At 73.9% G+C, this 16,086-nt stretch carries 18 protein-coding genes; 9 read left to right on the forward strand and 9 right to left on the reverse strand.

The features are described from left to right. The first annotated feature begins 22 nt into the window (after positions 1-22). Positions 23-901 carry a DUF6457 domain-containing protein gene (locus DPM19_RS36960; protein WP_325050250.1) on the forward strand — a complete coding sequence of 293 codons (879 nt, stop codon included), beginning with the start codon at positions 23-25 and terminating at the stop codon, positions 899-901. Here DPM19_RS36960 and DPM19_RS16810 read toward each other — a convergent pair. Both DPM19_RS16810 and DPM19_RS16815 read right to left on the reverse strand, forming a co-directional pair. Beyond that, positions 898-1,119: a hypothetical protein gene (locus tag DPM19_RS16810; RefSeq protein WP_111868727.1), complete on the reverse strand. Its 222-nt coding sequence runs from the start codon at positions 1,117-1,119 to the stop codon at positions 898-900. The two genes, DPM19_RS36960 and DPM19_RS16810, sit on opposite strands and share 4 nt — an antisense overlap. Positions 1,120-1,337: 218 nt before the next feature. After that, positions 1,338-1,664, reverse strand: coding sequence for a DUF3099 domain-containing protein (locus DPM19_RS16815; RefSeq protein WP_111868730.1), 327 nt, complete (start codon positions 1,662-1,664; stop codon positions 1,338-1,340). Between the two features lie 47 nt (positions 1,665-1,711). On the opposite strand from DPM19_RS16815, the gene DPM19_RS16820 reads away from it, so the two are divergent. Further along, positions 1,712-1,924, forward strand: coding sequence for a dodecin (locus tag DPM19_RS16820; protein WP_111868733.1), 213 nt, complete (start codon positions 1,712-1,714; stop codon positions 1,922-1,924). Positions 1,925-1,936: 12 nt separating this feature from the next. Here the strand turns inward: DPM19_RS16820 and DPM19_RS16825 are convergent, their stop codons facing one another. Both DPM19_RS16825 and DPM19_RS16830 read right to left on the reverse strand, forming a co-directional pair. Next, a complete protein-coding gene (locus DPM19_RS16825) occupies positions 1,937-3,316 on the reverse strand; it encodes a metallopeptidase TldD-related protein (RefSeq protein WP_111868735.1) in 1,380 nt (459 codons plus the stop codon). Further along, positions 3,313-4,812 (reverse strand): TldD/PmbA family protein, encoded by a 1,500-nt coding sequence (locus DPM19_RS16830; protein ID WP_199485131.1) that lies wholly within the window; start codon positions 4,810-4,812, stop codon positions 3,313-3,315. Before DPM19_RS16830 ends, DPM19_RS16825 begins: the two co-directional genes overlap by 4 nt. A 169-nt stretch (positions 4,813-4,981) precedes the next feature. On the opposite strand from DPM19_RS16830, the gene DPM19_RS16835 reads away from it, so the two are divergent. Together DPM19_RS16835 and fabI are read left to right on the forward strand one after the other, a co-directional pair. Then, positions 4,982-5,686 carry a beta-ketoacyl-ACP reductase gene (locus DPM19_RS16835; protein WP_111868739.1) on the forward strand — a complete coding sequence of 235 codons (705 nt, stop codon included), beginning with the start codon at positions 4,982-4,984 and terminating at the stop codon, positions 5,684-5,686. A 45-nt stretch (positions 5,687-5,731) separates the two neighbouring features. Further along, entirely contained in the window at positions 5,732-6,508 is a 777-nt protein-coding gene (fabI, locus tag DPM19_RS16840; RefSeq protein WP_111868741.1) for an enoyl-ACP reductase FabI, read from the forward strand. Between the two features lie 27 nt (positions 6,509-6,535). Here fabI and DPM19_RS16845 read toward each other — a convergent pair whose 3' ends face one another. Further along, positions 6,536-8,212 (reverse strand): helix-hairpin-helix domain-containing protein, encoded by a 1,677-nt coding sequence (locus DPM19_RS16845; protein WP_111868743.1) that lies wholly within the window; start codon positions 8,210-8,212, stop codon positions 6,536-6,538. Next, on the reverse strand, positions 8,193-9,131 hold the full coding sequence (locus DPM19_RS16850) for an aldo/keto reductase (RefSeq protein WP_111868745.1): 939 nt from the start codon (positions 9,129-9,131) through the stop codon (positions 8,193-8,195). The genes DPM19_RS16845 and DPM19_RS16850 overlap by 20 nt, the downstream gene beginning before the upstream one ends. Positions 9,132-9,333: 202 nt before the next feature. Between DPM19_RS16850 and DPM19_RS16855 the strand changes: the two genes are divergently transcribed. The 5 genes from DPM19_RS16855 (at position 9,334) to mshC (ending at position 13,505) form a co-directional block, all read left to right on the forward strand. Beyond that, the gene (locus DPM19_RS16855) at positions 9,334-10,002 is read left to right on the forward strand and encodes a histidine phosphatase family protein (RefSeq protein ID WP_111868747.1); all 669 of its coding nucleotides are present in this window, start codon (positions 9,334-9,336) and stop codon (positions 10,000-10,002) included. Positions 10,003-10,011: 9 nt separating this feature from the next. After that, on the forward strand, positions 10,012-10,533 hold the full coding sequence (locus DPM19_RS16860) for a DUF3090 family protein (protein ID WP_111868749.1): 522 nt from the start codon (positions 10,012-10,014) through the stop codon (positions 10,531-10,533). Positions 10,534-10,589: 56 nt separating this feature from the next. Continuing rightward, positions 10,590-11,357 (forward strand): SCO1664 family protein, encoded by a 768-nt coding sequence (locus tag DPM19_RS16865; protein ID WP_111868751.1) that lies wholly within the window; start codon positions 10,590-10,592, stop codon positions 11,355-11,357. Positions 11,358-11,406: 49 nt separating this feature from the next. After that, complete coding sequence (locus DPM19_RS16870) at positions 11,407-12,189, forward strand: NRDE family protein (protein WP_111868753.1); 783 nt, start codon at positions 11,407-11,409, stop codon at positions 12,187-12,189. An 83-nt stretch (positions 12,190-12,272) separates the two neighbouring features. Next, positions 12,273-13,505, forward strand: a complete 1,233-nt coding sequence (gene mshC / locus DPM19_RS16875) for a cysteine--1-D-myo-inosityl 2-amino-2-deoxy-alpha-D-glucopyranoside ligase (protein WP_111868755.1) — start codon at positions 12,273-12,275, stop codon at positions 13,503-13,505. Positions 13,506-13,533: 28 nt separating this feature from the next. On the opposite strand, the gene DPM19_RS16880 is transcribed toward mshC, so the two are convergent. The 3 genes from DPM19_RS16880 to DPM19_RS16890 all read right to left on the reverse strand — a co-directional run bounded on the left by DPM19_RS16880 (position 13,534) and on the right by DPM19_RS16890 (position 15,957). Then, positions 13,534-14,343: an oxygenase MpaB family protein gene (locus tag DPM19_RS16880; protein WP_233510219.1), complete on the reverse strand. Its 810-nt coding sequence runs from the start codon at positions 14,341-14,343 to the stop codon at positions 13,534-13,536. Between the two features lie 121 nt (positions 14,344-14,464). Then, positions 14,465-15,310 (reverse strand): PAC2 family protein, encoded by an 846-nt coding sequence (locus DPM19_RS16885; RefSeq protein ID WP_111868757.1) that lies wholly within the window; start codon positions 15,308-15,310, stop codon positions 14,465-14,467. Between the two features lie 185 nt (positions 15,311-15,495). Continuing rightward, the gene (locus DPM19_RS16890; protein ID WP_111868759.1) at positions 15,496-15,957 is read right to left on the reverse strand and encodes a universal stress protein; all 462 of its coding nucleotides are present in this window, start codon (positions 15,955-15,957) and stop codon (positions 15,496-15,498) included. Positions 15,958-16,086: the final 129 nt, after the last annotated feature.

The raw sequence follows: 16,086 nt of genomic DNA on the forward strand, positions 1-16,086 counted from the left end.
CCGGCGGGGTAGGGGAGGGCTCGTGAACGATCAGGAGCCGGAGTTCGACGCGGTCCTCCTCGCCGGCGGCCGGGCCCGCCGGCTCGGTGGGGCCGACAAACCCGGTGTGACGGTCGGCGGCCGGTCGCTGATCGCCCGGGTGGCCGCGGCTGCGGCCGGGGCCGGCCGGCTGGTGGTGGTGGGTCCCGCCCGACCCGAACTGCCGCACGCGGTGACCGTCCGCGAGGACCCGCCGGGTGCCGGGCCGGTGCCCGCACTGCGCGCCGGGCTCGCCGAGGTGCGGGCGCCCTGGGCGGTGCTGCTCGCCGCCGACCTGCCGTTCCTGGGTTTTGCGGAGGTGACCGGGCTGCGCCGACGGGCCCGGACGGGCACCGGGGCCGTGCTCGTCGACGACGGCGGCCGGGAACAGTGGCTGGCCGGCTGCTGGCGGACCGACGTGCTGCGCGCGGCGCTGGCCGGCTACCAGGGCGCCTCGCTGCACGGCCTGCTCAGCCCGCTGGACCCCGTCCGGCTGGCGACGCCGGCGGGGGAACGGGCGCCGTGGCTCGACTGTGACACCCCCGAGGCGGTCGAGCGGGCCCGCCGGCTGGCAGGGCGTGCAGGGCGTACGGTGGTCACCGCGGAACACGGGCCGCGGCCCGCACGGCGAGGAGGGATGATCGTGCTGGAGGACTGGCTCGAGGTGGCCTGCCGGGAACTGGGGCTCAAGGCCTCCGACGTCGACCGCGACCTGGTGCTGGACCTGGCGCGCGACGTGGCGCACGGGGTGGCCCGCCCGGCGGCGCCGCTCACCGCCTACCTGCTGGGCCTGGCGGTCGGCCGGGGCGAACCGGCCCGGGACGCCGCCGCCCGCATCACCGAACTGGCGGAGGGCTGGGCGGCGGACCCCGACCCCGTCTAGGAGGGGTCCGACGCTTCGGCGAAGGGGACCACCTCACGCAGGAACCCGCGCCGCCCGAGGAAGCTCGCAAGGTACTCGCGGTGGCCGGAACAGGCCAGCCAGACCTTCCGCCGCTCCGGCGGGTGGATCTTCGGGTTGTTCCAGCGCAGCGCCCATTCCGCAGTGTTGGCGCACCCCTTGGCGGAACAGCGGATCTCGGCGGGTCCGGACTCGGTCACCCGTCCAGTCTCCCATCCGGCCGGGCGGGGCGGTCACCGGTCAGGAACAGGCCGGGAAAGAGAAAAGCGACGCCGGGTGGATACGGGGGCAACCCACCCGGCGTCGCATCTTCGGTGCTCCGACGGGGGCCCGGAACACCGGCACGGGCGCCCCGACGGGGGACCAGGGCGCCGGTACAAATCGTACACCGAAACCCCCCGGAGTTAGTCAAGGAAAGTCACGGCCCAATTTCTGAGTGGGGGCCGGAAATGCCCTTGCGGTCCGACCTTTCCTCCGGGTCGAAGGGTGCCCGAGGCTGCGGCTCGCGCCCTCCGTTGGCGACGACCACGCTCACGTACGGCAGCACGAGGGCGGCCACCACCAGCAGTGCGGCGACCCACAGCGGTGCGCGCCCGGCGGCGACGATCGCGCCGACGAAGCACACCGTACGGATGCCCATCGACACCAGGTACCGGCGTTGGCGATGGTCGATGTCCTGCGACATGGGCAGCGGCGCATCGGTGATCGTGTGGACTTCCGCCTTGCGGCGGGGAAGGACCTTCACATCTCCACCGTAATCCCCGGACGATCGGAAGCGACACAGGAGGCACCATGTCCGACCGCACCTACCGCGTCACCGAGATCGTGGGCACCTCGCCGGAGGGCGTCGAGCAAGCCATCCGTAACGGGATCCGGCGCGCGGCCGGGACGTTGCGCCATCTTGACTGGTTCGAGGTGACGGAGGTCAGGGGACAGATCGTGGACGGCGAGGTGGCCCATTTCCAGGTGGGGCTGAAGGTCGGCTTCCGCCTGGAAGAGGGTTGACGGCCGGGCGAGTCACGAGGCGTTGCTGACGGTGGACATGTTGAAGTCGGCGATCCGCAGCGGTGGCATGGCCGCCCGGGTGAAGTAGTCGGCCCACTCCCGCGGGAGGGTCGGCCGGGTGCCGCCCGCCTCGGCCAGCCGCGACAGCATGTCCACCGGGCTCTCGTTGAACCGGAAGTTGTTGACCTGCCCCACCACCTCGCCGTTCTCCACGAGGTAGACGCCGTCCCGGGTGAGCCCGGTGAGCAGCAGGCTCGCCGGGTCGACCTCGCGGATGTACCACAGGCAGGTCAGCAGCAGGCCCCGCTCGGTCCGGGCGATCATCTCCGCCAGGTCGGTGTCCTCGCCGGGCGCGGACATCAGCAGGTTGTCGACGCCCGGCGTGAGCGGCAGCCCGGTCAGGGCGGCGGAATGCCGGGTCTGGGTGAGGGCGGCCAGCGTCCCGTCGGCGATCCAGTCAGTGACTCCCAGCGGCATGCCGTTGTCGAACACCGAGGAGTCGCGGCCGGAGGCGTGCGCGACGACGAACGGCGCGCACTCCAGCCCCGGGGCGGCCGGATCGCTGTACAGCCGCACCGGCAGGCCCGCCAGCTTCTCCCCGATCCGGGTGCCGCCGGGCGCGCTGAAGACCGTGCGGCCGTCATGGGCGTCCCGCGCCCCCGCAGCCCAGTACAGGTAGATCATCAGGTCGGCCACCGCGGTGGGCGGCAGCAGGGTCTCGTACCGGCCGGCCGGCAGGTCGATCCGGCGCAGCCCCCAGCCGAGTCGCTGCTGCAGCCCGGCGGTCAGGTCGGCCACGTCCACGTCGCTGAAGTCACGGGTGCCGACCCCGGCCCACGCCGAGCCGCCGGCGCCCTTGGCGTTGAGCTCCACCCGCCCGGTCGGCTGGTCGTGCCGCAGCCGCAGCCCGCTGGAGGTGCCCAGGTAGGTGGAGGTGACCACGTGCTCGGCGAAACCGTACAGCCGGTCGCCGGCGGCCCCGGCGACCGAGAACGCCTCGCCCAGCGCCGGGGCGAACCCGGAGAAGACCCCGATCCCGGTTTCGGCGGACGGGCCGTCCCAGTCCCGGCCCGCCGGGCCGGACGCCGGCAGCAGCGGGGCGGCGTCCTCGGCGGGCTCGTTGCCGGCGGCGATCCGCTCGGCCTCGCGGACCACGTCCTCGATCCCGTCGGTGCCCACTCCGGCCCGGGAGACCGCGCCGGCGGCCATGCCCTCGCCCGCGCGGCGCAGCGCGATCACCGTCAGCCGCCGGGAGCGGGTCACCCCGTTGGTGGTCAGCGTGTTGCCGGCCCAGCGCAGGTTGGCGGTGTGGGTCTCCTCGGCGATGACGACGCAGTCGTCGGCCCGGGACAGGGCCAGCGCCCGCTCGACGGCCTCCTGCGGGGTGCTCATCGGCCGGCCTCCTTCAGTGCGTTGAGGATGTTGACACCGCGGAACAGCGCGGACGGGCAGCCGTGGCTCACCGGGGCCACCTGCCCCGGCTGGCCCTTGCCGCAGTTGAAGGCCCCGCCCAGCACGTAGGTCTGCGGGCCGCCCACCGCCTCCATGGAGTTCCAGAAGTCGGTCGTGACGGCCTGGTAGGCGACGTCGCGAAGCTGCCCGGCCAGCCGGCCGTTCTCGATCCGGAAGAAGCGCTGGCCGGTGAACTGGAAGTTGTGCCGTTGCATGTCGATCGACCAGCTCTTGTCGCCGACGATGTAGACGCCCCGTTCGACGCCCGCGATCAGTTCCTCGGTGGACGGCCCGCCGGGGGCGGGCCGCAGCGACACGTTGGCCATCCGCTGCAGCGGCATGCTCATGGCGGAGTCGGCGAACGCGCAACCGTTGGAGCGGGCTCGCCCGGTCACCTGGGCGATCCGGCGGTCGAGCTGGTAACCGGTGAACATCCCGTCGGTGACGATGTCGAACGCCTGTGTCTGGACGCCCTCGTCGTCGTATCCGATGGTGGCCAGCCCGTGCTCGGCGGTGCGGTCGCCGGTCACGTTCATCACCGGGGAGCCGTACCGCAACGTGCCGAGCAGGTCGGGGGTGGCGAACGAGGTGCCCGCGTACGCCGCCTCGTAGCCCAGCGCCCGGTCCAGCTCGGTGGCGTGCCCGATCGACTCGTGGATGGTCAGCCACAGGTTGGACGGGTCGATCACCACGTCGTAGGCGCCCGGTTCCACCGAGGGCGCGGCCAGTTTCTCCGCCAGCAGTTCGGGCAGCGCCGCCAGTTCGCCGTCCCAGTCCCACCGGCCGCCGGTGAGCCACTCGTAGCCCCGCCCGACGGGCGGGGCGAGGGTCCGCATGGTGTCGAAGACGCCGTCGACGATGCCGACGGCCTCGAGCACGGGGTGCACCCGGACCCGCTGCTGGGTGGTGACGGTGCCCGTGGCATCGGCGTAGAACTTGTTCTCGCGGACCTGGAGCAGGGCGGCGTCGGCGTGGTCCACCCGGGCGTCGGCGAGCAGCCGCCGGCTCCACTCGGCCAGCAGTTCCACCTTCTCGCCGGTCGGCACGTCGAAGGGGTCGATCTCGTAGGCGGAGATCCAGGTCCGCTCGCCGTGCGACGGCTCGGCGGCGAGCTCGATGGGCTCGCGGTTCACCGCGGCGGCGACCTCGGCGACCTCCACGGCCCGCTCGGCGACGGCGGCGGCCTCGCCGGTGGTCAGATCGATGCCGGCCGCGAAGCCCCAGGTGCCGTTCTTGACCACCCGGACCGACAGGCCGAGGTCGTCGGCGTCCAGCGCGGTCTGCAGGGCGGCGTCGTGCAGCCGCAGGGTCTGGCTGCGGATGCGTTCGAGGCGGAAGTCGGCGTGCTCGGCGCCCAGTTCCCGGGCCCGGGCGAGCGCGGCGTCGGCGAGCGCGCGCAGCGGCAGCGCGGTGAATGCGGGATCGATCTCATGCACCCTCGGTAACCTACCTCGCTCGCGCCTTGCTTCGGCCGTCGCGTCGTGGCGCGCCCGGGGGCGGGACAAGCCGGGGCGATAGATCTTGTGGGAACGCCACATGCCGCTACCAGCAGGTAGACGGCTACGCTCGGGCGCTGTCGTGACGTTGTTGACGGAGGTGTCGAGTATGAGTCGGTCTGTCCTAGTGACCGGGGGCAACCGGGGGATCGGCCTGGCCATCGCTCGGGAACTGGCCGCCGCGGGCGACGCGGTGGCCGTCACCTACCGCTCCGGCGAGCCCCCCGAGGGGCTGTTCGGCGTCAAGTGCGACGTGACGAGCTGGGAGGACGTCGACGCGGCGTTCGGCAAGATCGAGGCCGAGCAGGGGCCGGTCGAGGTCGTGGTCGCCAACGCCGGCGTCACCAAGGACACCCTCCTGGCCCTGATGAGCGAGGACTCCTTCAGCTCCGTCGTCGACACCAACCTGACCGGGGCCTTCCGGGTCTCCAAGCGCGCGGTCAAGGGCATGATGCGTATGCGCAGGGGCCGCATCGTGCTCATCTCCTCGGTGGTCGGCCTGCTCGGCTCGGCCGGCCAGACGAACTACGCCGCGTCCAAGGCCGGCCTGGTGGGCCTCGCCCGCTCCATGGCCCGCGAGCTGGGCTCGCGCAACATCACCGCGAACGTCGTCGCGCCCGGCTTCGTCGAGACCGACATGACCGCCGTGCTGGACGAGCAACGGCAGGCCGCGATCACGAGCATGATCCCGCTGGGCCGGATGGCGGCCCCCGAGGAGATCGCCAAGGTCGTCCGGTTCCTGGCCGGCGACGACGCCGCGTACATCACCGGCGCGGTCATCCCGGTCGACGGTGGCCTGGGCATGGGCCACTGAGCGACCCCGACCGACCGAACACACCGACGTGAGGTACTGAGGAACATGGGACTTCTCGAGGGCAAGCGGATCCTCGTCACCGGCGTGCTCACCGACGCCTCGATCGGGTTCCACGTGGCCCGCATCGCCCAGGAGCAAGGCGCGCAGGTCGTCCTGACCGCCTACCCCCGGCCGACGCTGACCGCGCGGTACGCCAAGCGCCTGCCGTCCGGGCCGGACGACCCGCCGCCGGTCCTCGAACTCGACGTGACGAACACCGAGCACCTCGACGGCCTGGCCGACCTGCTTCGCGAGCACGTCGACGGCCTCGACGGCGTGGTGCACGCGATCGGCTTCGCCCCGCAGACCGCGCTGGGCGGCAACTTCCTCAACACCTCGTGGGAGGACGTCTCCACGGCGGTGCACGTGTCGGCGTACTCGCTGAAGTCGCTCACCATGGCCTGCCTGCCGCTGATGAAGGGCGGCGGCTCGGTCGTCGGCCTGGACTTCGACGCGACCAAGGCGTGGCCGGTCTACGACTGGATGGGCGTGGCCAAGGCCGGGCTGGAGTCGTGCGCCCGCTACCTGGCCCGCTACCTCGGCCCGCAGGGCGTCCGGGTGAACCTGGTCGCCGCCGGGCCGCTGGCCACGATGGCGGCCAAGAGCATCCCGGGCTTCGAGGAGTTCACCGACATGTGGCCCGGGACCGCCCCGCTGGGCTGGGACATCAAGGACGCCGAGCCGACCGCCAAGGCCTGCGCGATGCTCCTGTCGGACTGGTTCCCCGCCACCACGGGCGAGATCGTCCATGTGGACGGCGGGGTGCACGCCATGGGCGCCTGAGGCGCCCCTGAACCGGCCCTGACCGGCTCAGCCGCGCAGCAACCCCACCAGCCGGGTCCGGCGGGCCGGAACGGCGCTCTCCCGGACCGCCCGGGCCAGCGCGGGGCCGGCGGCGTGCACGATCGACAGGTGCCGCCGGCCCCGGGTGAACGCGGTGACCGCCAGCGGCCCGGACAGCCGGCCGGCGGCCTCACCCGACACCACCGCCACGACCGCCGGCCACCGGGTGCCGTGCGCCTGCCCGACCGTCATGGCCCGGCCGTGCCGCAGCCGGCCCAGCAGTGCGGTGGGTACCCGCACGGGTCCGCCGGGGAATTCGATCGTCAGCCCGTCCTCGTCCGCACCGGTGACCGGGCCCGTCTCTCCCGTGGGGACCTCGGGCAGCGCCACGGCCACCAGCACCCGGTCACCGACGTCGAAGCCGCCGTGCGCGCCCGGCCCCGGGTTCAGCCGTTCCTTCAGCGCCGCGTTCAGGGCGACGGTCCCCGCCGGGCCGGCCGTTCCGGTGCCGAGGACCTGCACCTCATCGGCCGGGACGCCCAGCGCCCGCGGGATCGAGTCGGCGACGAGCTGCACGGCCCGGTGCGCGGCCTCCGCGTCGTCGGCGGCGGGCACGACCACCACCTCCCGGTCGGGGGCCTCCACCCGGGGCAGGTCGCCGCGCCGCACCCCGGCGACGAGCGCGTCCAGCGGGGACCGGCCGGGGCCGTCGCCGAGGTCGGTGACCGGTACCGTGCCCGACTCGGCCAGGTCGGCGAGCACCCGCCCGGGGCCGGCCGGGGGCAGCCCCGCCGGGTCGCCGCACAGCATCAGGCGCGTTCCGTCGGCACACGCCTCGACCAGGGCGGCCGCCGTTTCGACGTCGAGCCAGCCGGCGTCCAGGGCGACCACCACGTCCGCCTCCACCGGCCGCTGCTCGTCCCGCGCGCAGACGAGGCCGTCACCCGTCCCCGTCGCCTCCAGCAGCCGGTGCAGCGCGACCGCGGCCGGACCCGCCCCGGCCGCGGCCCGGCCGGTGGCCGTGGCGACGGCCACCCGCGCCCCGGCGGCCCGTGCCGCCTCGACCAGCTCCGGCAGGGCGGCCTCGACCGCGCCGGGGGAGCCGTGCAGCACGCTCACGCCGTGCGCCAGCGCCTCCGCGAGCCGTCCGGTGGGACCGTCGGGCAGCGGTTCGGCGGTCATCGACAGCCGCATCACCCCCTCGGCCACCGCCTCCTCGGCCAGCGCGTACCGGGCCAGGCCGACCAGCTCCACCGGGTCCGGGGCCTCGTCGATGTCGTCGGGCAGCGCGTCGAAGTCCACCTCCTCCAGGAAGTGCATCGCCTCCCCCTCGTCCAGCGCGGCCCGGATCGCGGCGAGCGGCTCGGTAACCTTCAGCGGTGCCAGTGCCGCCGCCAGTTCCGGCACGGGCAGCGCGGTGTGCCCGTGCCGGGCCGCCCGGACGAGCAGGTGCACGGCCAGGGCCCGGCCGCGCCGCGGATCGGCGGGTTCGGCGGCCGGGCCGAGCAGCCCGCGAGCGAAGTGATCGGCTTGCTCCGGGCCGACGCCGGGCACGAGCAGCAGCCGCCACGGGTCGGCGCGCAGCAGCCGGGCCGCGTCGGGGCCGAGCCGGGCGGCGGCCGGGGCCAGGTAGGGCTCGGGCACCCCGGCGCCGGCGAACAGCTCGGCGAGGTCGGGGGTGGGGTCAGATGTCGGAAACGTCATCGAGCGCGTCACGGATCTCTTCGGGAAGGACGACCTTCTCGGCCTCGAGCGCGCCGAGAAGCTGGGCGGAGGTGCGGGCGCCGACGATCGGGGCGGCGACCCCGGGCCGGTCGCGCACCCAGGACAGGGCCACCGCCAGCGGCGAGACGCCCAGCCCCTCGGCGGCGGTGGCCACCGATTCGACGATGCGCCGGCTCTCCTCGCCGAGGTAGGGCCGGACGAAGTCGGCCAGATGCGGTGTGGCGGCCCGCGAGTCGGCGGGGATGCCGGTGCGGTACTTACCGGTCAGCACCCCGCGGCCGAGCGGCGAGTACGGCAGGATGCCGGCCCCCGCGTCCAGCGCGGCCGGGCCGATCTCCCGTTCCAGGTCGCGGTGGAGCAGGGAGTACTCGGTCTGCACCGACACGATCGGTGTCCGGCCCGGCCACGACCGCTGCCAGGCCGCGGCCTTGGCGAGCTGCCAGCCGGCGTAGTTGGAGACCCCCGCGTACCGGACCCGGCCGGAGGCGACGGCCTCGTCGACGGCCGACAGCGTTTCCTCCAGCGGCGTCGCCGAGTCGTAGGCGTGCACCTGCCACAGGTCGACGTGGTCGATGCCCAGCCGGTCGAGTGAGGCGTCCAGCGTGTGCAGCAGGTGCCGCCGGGAGGCGTCGTAGCGGCCGTCCGGGCGGATCGCGGCCTTGGTGGCGATGACGAGCTCGTCGCGGGGGACGATCTCCCGCAGCAGCGCTCCGAGCAGTTCCTCGCTGGCCCCGTCGCTGTAGACGTCGGCGGTGTCGACCAGGGTGCCGCCCGCCGCCACGAATCCGGTGAGCTGCGCGGCGGCCTCCTCGGCGCCGGTGTCCCGGCCCCATGTCATGGTGCCGAGGCCGAGCCGTGACACCAGCAGCCCGCTCTGCCCGAGGTGGCGCTGTCTCATGTCGCGGAGATTATCGGTGTGGCCGGACTTCGGCACGGTCAGGCCGTCCGGCGGGTTCCGGCCACCGGCCTCCGGCCACGCTTCGCACGGGGGTCGTCACGCTTTTCGAGGGGGGTCCGCGCAGGTGGACGTCGTGGCAGCGATCGTGATCTCGGCGATGTGAAGGTCCGGGTGATCGCCGAAATCTCGTAGAGTGCGAGCCGTGACGACGCTTCTGCTGGTGCGGCACGGCCTCACCCCCCTGACCGGGCCGGTGCTCGCGGGCTGGACCCCCGACGTTCACCTCGACGAGCGAGGCCGGGCACAGGCCGCCGCGCTGGCCGAGCGGATCGCCGGGGTGCCGTTGCGCGCGATCGTGTCCAGCCCGCTGGAACGCTGCACCGAGACGGCGGGCGCCGTCGCGGCGGCGCGCACGTCGGGGCCGGAACCGCTGACCGACGAGCGGTTCGGCGAGGTGCGGTACGGCGAGTGGACCGGCCGCCGGCTCGACGAACTGGTCAAGGAGCCGCTGTGGAAGGTGGTGCAGGCGCATCCGAGCGCCGCGACGTTCCCCGGCGGCGAGTCCCTGGCCGAGGCCCAGCACCGGGCGCTGGCGGCGGTCCGCGAGTGGAACGCCCGGATCGGCCCGGACGCCGCCTACCTGGTGTGCAGTCACGGCGACATCATCAAGGCGATCGTCGCCGACGCGCTCGGGCTGCACCTGGACCAGTTCCAGCGCATCACCGTGGGCCCGGCGTCGCTGACCGTCATCAGCTACACCGAACTGCGCCCGTTCCTGCTCCGACTCAACGACGCCGGCGGCGACGTGACCGACCTGGTGGCGCCGCCCGCCGGGGACGACGGTGACGCGCCGGTCGGCGGCGGCGCGTAAGGTCGTCGTATGCCGGTCATCTCCTACGACATGCCAGACCGGTTCGTCGCCGGTACGGTCGGCCGGCCGGGCGAGCGTTCCTTCTACCTGCAGGCCCGCTCCGGGCCCCGGCTCACCAGCGTGGCCCTGGAGAAGTTCCAGGTCACGTTGCTGGCCGAGCGGCTTGAGGAACTGCTGGACGAGGTGTTGCGCCGGGGCGCCGGGCCGGTGCCCGAGACGGCGCCCGCCGACCTCCGCGACGACGAACCGCTCGACCAGCCGGTCGAGGAGGAGTTCCGGGTGGGCGCGATGGCGCTGGCCTGGAGTCCCTCCGACGAACGGGTCGTCATCGAGGCCCGCGAGGACGAGGCCGCCGAGGACGACCCGGCGGCGGCGGTGCTGCGGGTCAGCCTCTCGGCGGGCCGGGCCCGGGCCTTCGCCGAGCGCGCCCTGAAGGTCGTTGCGGCGGGGCGCCCGCCCTGCCCGCTGTGCGGCCGGCCCCTCGACGCCGCCGGCCACGTGTGCCCACGCCAGAACGGTCACCTGGGCTGAGCCTGATCAGGAGGTCGGATGCCATCGCGCTCCCCGGAACCCGGGAGGATCACAGCATGACCCAGTCCTTCCGGGACCAGGCTTCCACGGGCCCGGGCTCCGTCGATCCCGCCGACACCGAGACCGCCGAGCGGCTGCTGTCGCGGGGCACCCTCACCGTGGAGGGGCGGCTCGTCCAGGCCTCCAATGCCACGCTCTACTGCTCGGTCGAGGGGGAGGGGCTGCGGGCGGCGTGCGTCTACAAGCCGGTCGCGGGGGAGCGTCCGCTGTGGGACTTCCCCGACGGCACGCTGGCCGAGCGCGAGGTCGCCGCGTACGAGGTCTCCCGGGCGATGGGCTGGAGCATCGTGCCGCCCACGGTGCACCGCGACGGCCCGTACGGCCCCGGGATGGTCCAGCTGTGGGTGGAGACCGATGCCGAGACCGACCTGGTGGCGCTGTCACGCTCGGAGGACCCGAGGATCCGGCGGATGGCGGTGTTCGACGCCGTCATCAACAACGCCGACCGTAAGATCGGCCACCTGCTGCCGCCGGGGGACGGCCATGTCTACGGCTGCGACCACGGCGTGTGCTTCTCGGTCGACTACAAGCTGCGTACCGTGCTGTGGCAGTGGCGGGGCCAGACGCTGACCGACGAGGCGATCACTGCGTTGCGCGCGGTCGAGGCCGGGCTGGCGGGCGGCCTGCTGGCCGACCGGCTGGCCGAGCTGCTCACCCTGGCCGAGGTCGACGCCACCCGGCGCCGGGTCGAGCTCATGCTCAAGCACCGGGTGCATCCTTATCCGCCGGAGGACTGGCCGGCCATCCCCTGGCCGCCGCTCTGAGCCGAACCCCGGCCGAAGACGCTGCTGTCCGAAATGCTCCAATGGGGCGATGTGCACGGCAGTGGTCAGCGTTGACCATGATTCCCCCGTTCCGCTGTTGCTGGTCGGTGTACGCGACGAGTTCATGGACCGCGCGTGGCTGCCGCCGGACCGGCACTGGCCGGACCGCCCCGACTTGATCGGCGGCCGTGACCTGCTGGCCGGCGGTACCTGGCTCGCCGTCGATCCGGCCGCGCCGCGCGCCGCCTGCGTGCTGAACGGCCAGGGCCCCCTGGCCCCCGAGCAGGGCCGGCTCTCGCGGGGCGAACTGCCCCTGCTGGCGGCGTCCGGAGGCGACCCCGCCGCCCTCGAACTCGACCGGTTCGACCCGTTCCACCTGATCCGCACCGAGCCCGGCGGGGCACTGCTGTGGACCTGGGACGGGCACCGGCTCGGCGAGCGCCCCCTCGGCCCCGGGCTGCACCTGGTGGTCAACAGCGGCCTGGAGGGTGCGGAGGGCGCGCTTTCCGGCGGGCCCGGGGAGACGGCGGTGGCGCAGATGTCGGCCCGCATCGCCCACTTCCGGCCCCGCCTGTCCGCCGCGGCCCGCCCGGAGCCGGTCGCCGGCGGAGGGGCCACGGCCGCGGCCTGGGGAGCGTGGCTGCCGCTGATCGACGGCGACGGGGTGCCGGCGGAGGATCCCCGGGCGATGGTGCTCCGCCGCGAGTTCCCCGGCGGGCGGTTGTGGGGGACCGGTTCGGTGAGCCTGGTCGCCCTCTCAGGCGGGGGCGCGCGGTACGACTTCACCGCGACCCCGGGCGACCCCACCGGGTGGCGCACCGTGCTCGGCTAGCCGCACCGAGGTGCCAAACAAGAAGGGCAAAACGGGCGAACTCCCCCGTCGGTGGGGCGGAAGCCCACAGATAAGCTCAGAGCATGCGATCGTGGCCCGCACCCGAGGTACCCCGCCCCTTCGGCACGGTTCTTCCCCCCTCCCCGCTCCCTCCGCTGCACCTGTACGACACCGGCACCCGTGCGGTGCGGCGCACCGACCCGGGCCCCACGGCACGGATGTACGTCTGCGGCATCACCCCCTACGACGCCACCCACCTGGGCCACGCGGCCACTTACCTCGCGTTCGACCTGGTGAACCGCTACTGGCGGGCCGCCGGCCACGAGGTGCACTACGTGCAGAACGTGACCGACGTGGACGACCCCCTGCTGGAACGTGCCGACCAGACCGGCGAGGACTGGCGGGCGCTGGCCGACCGCGAGATCGCGCTGTTCCGCGAGGACATGTCCGAACTGCGGGTCCTGCCGCCCGGCGAGTACGTCGGGGTGGTCGAGGCGCTGCCCATGGTCGTCGAGCTGATCGAGCAGCTGCGTTCCCGCGGAGCCGCCTACGACGTCGAGGGCGACGTCTACTTCCCGATCAGCTCCGACCCCGACTTCGGCCAGGTCAGCGGGCTCGGCAACGCCGAGATGCTGGAACTGTTCGCCGAGCGGGGCGGCGACCCCGGCCGGCGCGGCAAGAAAGATCCCCTGGACGCCCTGCTCTGGCGGGCCCAGCGGCCCGGGGAGCCCGGCTGGGACGCGCCGTTCGGCCGCGGCCGGCCGGGCTGGCACGTCGAGTGCGCCGCGATCTCCCTGCGCCATCTGGGGATGGGCTTCGACGTCGAGGGCGGCGGCTCGGACCTGGCCTTCCCGCACCATGAGATGAGCGCCTCGCACGCCCAGGTCGCCACCGGAGAGCGCCCGCACGCCCACGCCTACGTCCACGCGGGCATGGTCGCTCTGGACGGCGAGAAGATGTCGAAGTCCCGGGGGAACCTGGTCTTCGTCTCCCGGCTGCGCCGGGAGGGCGCCGACCCGATGGCGATCCGCCTCGCCCTGCTCGCCCACCACTACCGGTCCGACTGGGAGTGGGAGCCGGCGGAACTGGATCGGGCGGCCGCCCGGCTGCACCGCTGGCGGGCCGCCGTCGCCCGGCCCGCCGGGCCGCCTGCCGGCCCGATCGCCGACGAGGTCGTCCGCCACCTGGCCCAGGATCTCGACGCCCCGGCGGCACTGGCCGCCGTCGACCGCTGGGCGGCGGAGCCGGGGTCCGACCCCGCCGCGCCGGACGGCGTGCGGGCTCTGGTGGACGCCCTGCTCGGCGTGGGCCTCTGAGCCCCGAGGACGGTCGCCGGGCGGCCGGTCAGGCCGGGGCGTGCGCGCGGGCCCGGCGGGCGATCCGGCGGCGCGCACCGTGCAACGCCAGATGCCGCGGGGAGCGCCGGACCGGTCCGGGCACCAGCCGGTAGCCGGTGGCGCCCGTCCGCAGCAGCAGCCGCAGCAGCCGCTCGTCGCGGGCGCTCCACGGCAGGTCGAACTGCTCGCGCAGCCGTGGCGGCAGCAGCCCGATGGTCAGGAACCGGTTCAGGCCCCCGGCGGGCCGCAGCCAGCGGGGCCGCTGCGGCCACAGCACCGCCCGGGCCACCTCGCGGCCGGTGTCGGAGACCTCCAGCGCGGCGATTTTCTCGTCCATGTAGCGGCGGAAAGAGGCCAGGTCGGCGGGCTGCTGGTCCGGCGGGCAGCCGAGCACCTCGGCGACCAGGGCCGCCTGCCGGACGTACTCGTCGGCCAGGTCGCCGCTCGGCGACCCGAGCACCTCGGTGTAGACGTACAGCGCCGCGTCGATCAGCGTGGCGTTGACCCAGACCTGGAGTTCGGGGTCGTTGCCGGAGTAGCCGGGCCCGGTGACCCGGTCGTGCACCCGGCGCACGGCGTGGCCGACGCGCTCGGCCTCCTGCTCGGTGCCGAACGTCACGATGATCAGGAAGTCGAGCGTGCCGATCAGCCGGGCCAGCGGGCGCTTGCGGAAGTCGCTGTGGTCGGCGACCCCCTGGGCGACCCGGGGGTCGGCGACCTGGAGCATCAGCGCCCGGCCGGCGGCCAGGCCGAGGGCGGGCTCGGCCGCGACGAGCCGGAGTACGGAGCGGTCGGCGGGCGGGGTGGTCGGGGGCACCGGACCTCCTCAAGGTCGGTTTCCCCCAGGGTCGCCCACGGGGGGCGGTTCCGCCAGGCCTTATTGGCAAATCGCCAACAATTACCGACAGGCCGCCCACACCGGCCGTGCGGGGCGCGGGTCAGCTGGAATCGCGTCGCCGCAGGTAGCGTTCGAACTCGTGGGCGATCGCCTCGCCGCTGGCCTCCGGCAGCTCGGTCGCCTCCCGCTGCTCCTCCAGGCTGCGGACGTAGTCGGCGACCTCGGAGTCCTGCTCGGCCAGCTCGTTCACGCCGTTCTCCCAGGCGCGCGCCTCCTCCGGCAGGTCGCCCAGCGGGACGGTGACGTCCAGCAGGTCCTCCACCCGGCGCAGCAGGGCGAGCGAGGCCTTGGGGGAGGGCGGCTGGGAGACGTAGTGCGGCACCGCCGCCCAGAGCGACACCGTGTCCAGCTCGACCGCCCCGTAGGCGTCCTGGAGCACGCCCAGGACCCCGGTGGGCCCCTCGTACTTGGCCGGCTCCACGTTGAGCCCCCCGATCAGCTCGATATCGGTGGCGGAGGCGGTCACCGGCACCGGACGGGTGTGCGGTACGTCGGCCAGCAACGCTCCCAGCAGCACCACCGACCCGACGCGCAGCCGCTGGGAGAACTCGACGATCTCGCGGCAGAACGCGCGCCAGCGCATGTTGGGCTCGATCCCCTGCACCAGCACGATGTCACGTTCCGTGCCGGGCGGGCGGGCCACCGAGATCCGGGTCGTCGGCCAGGTGATGCCCCGGCTCTCGCCGTCGGACATGTCCACGAGCGGACGGGTCATCTGGAAGTCGTAGTAATCCTCGGGATCGAGCTCGGCGATCGGCCGGGCGCCCCAGGTCGACTCCAGGTGCCGCACCACTCCGCTGGCGGCCTCGCCTGCGTCGTTCCATCCTTCGAAGGCGGCGACCAGGACCGGATCGACCAGCTCAGGCGCGTTTTCGAGCTCGACCACTCGCTGCCTCCTTCCGACGTGGGTTACAGCGTCATCCGAAGGCCCGGTATTTCCGGCGGCGCAGTGGCCCGCGATCGGATGCCCGCCAGACTACGTGTTGCGCGGCGCGCGCCCCACCGTCCCGCCCCACCGACCTGCCGTACCGTCCCACCGGAGCCCGGCACGGCGGGACGGGCGGGCAGCGGTTACCGGCGGCCGTCCGTGGTGCGGACGATGAGGACGTCACAGGGGGACCGGTGCGAGAGGTTCGCCGGAACCGAGCCGAGAATGCGACCGGCCAGGCTGTTCAGACCCCGGTTGCCGACCACCACCAGGTCGGCGGAGCGCTCCTTCGCCACGGCCGACAGCACGTCGACGGCGTCGCCTTCCACGGCGACCTCGTCGATCTTCCGGGCGCCCGCCGCCACGGCCCGCTCCCGGGCCGCCCGCAGGGCGTCGTCGGCCGGGGTCGACCCCTGGATCTTGTAGGCCAGGTCGCCCAGCTTGTCCCCGGCGCTGAGCCGCTCCCGCTCGGGGATGGGGTGGTACGCCGACGCGAGCACCAGCGTGGCGTCGGCGTCGGCGGCGAGCTGCGCGGCCTTCTCGACGGCGCGGAACGAGGACGGGGAGCCGTCGGTGCCCACGAGGATGGTGCGATACGAACCCATGGCCGCTCCTTACTGATTAGTAGGTTGTGGCGGGCACGTTATCGTTCCGCGGCCGATCCGTCACGGGCCCGTCACGGGCCGGGGGCGGCCAACGGGAACCCCGGACCGCCGGGCGAATCCCAGTAGAGT

Origin of the sequence: Actinomadura craniellae (assembly GCF_003289645.1) — a bacterium.
GTDB classification, from domain to species: domain Bacteria; phylum Actinomycetota; class Actinomycetes; order Streptosporangiales; family Streptosporangiaceae; genus Actinomadura_D; species Actinomadura_D craniellae.

Bases quoted from the DNA above. Each gene is read 5' to 3' on its own strand.
- DPM19_RS16820 (WP_111868733.1), top strand. From the start codon at position 1,712: ATGTCCGACCGCACCTACCGCGTCACCGAGATCGTGGGCACCTCGCCG.
- DPM19_RS16825 (WP_111868735.1), bottom strand. From the start codon at position 3,316: ATGAGCACCCCGCAGGAGGCCGTCGAGCGGGCGCTGGCCCTGTCCCGG.
- DPM19_RS16835 (WP_111868739.1), top strand. From the start codon at position 4,982: ATGAGTCGGTCTGTCCTAGTGACCGGGGGCAACCGGGGGATCGGCCTG.
- fabI (WP_111868741.1), top strand. From the start codon at position 5,732: ATGGGACTTCTCGAGGGCAAGCGGATCCTCGTCACCGGCGTGCTCACC.
- DPM19_RS16845 (WP_111868743.1), bottom strand. From the start codon at position 8,212: ATGACGTTTCCGACATCTGACCCCACCCCCGACCTCGCCGAGCTGTTC.
- DPM19_RS16850 (WP_111868745.1), bottom strand. From the start codon at position 9,131: ATGAGACAGCGCCACCTCGGGCAGAGCGGGCTGCTGGTGTCACGGCTC.
- DPM19_RS16860 (WP_111868749.1), top strand. From the start codon at position 10,012: ATGCCGGTCATCTCCTACGACATGCCAGACCGGTTCGTCGCCGGTACG.
- DPM19_RS16865 (WP_111868751.1), top strand. From the start codon at position 10,590: ATGACCCAGTCCTTCCGGGACCAGGCTTCCACGGGCCCGGGCTCCGTC.
- DPM19_RS16870 (WP_111868753.1), top strand. From the start codon at position 11,407: ATGTGCACGGCAGTGGTCAGCGTTGACCATGATTCCCCCGTTCCGCTG.
- mshC (WP_111868755.1), top strand. From the start codon at position 12,273: ATGCGATCGTGGCCCGCACCCGAGGTACCCCGCCCCTTCGGCACGGTT.
- DPM19_RS16890 (WP_111868759.1), bottom strand. From the start codon at position 15,957: ATGGGTTCGTATCGCACCATCCTCGTGGGCACCGACGGCTCCCCGTCC.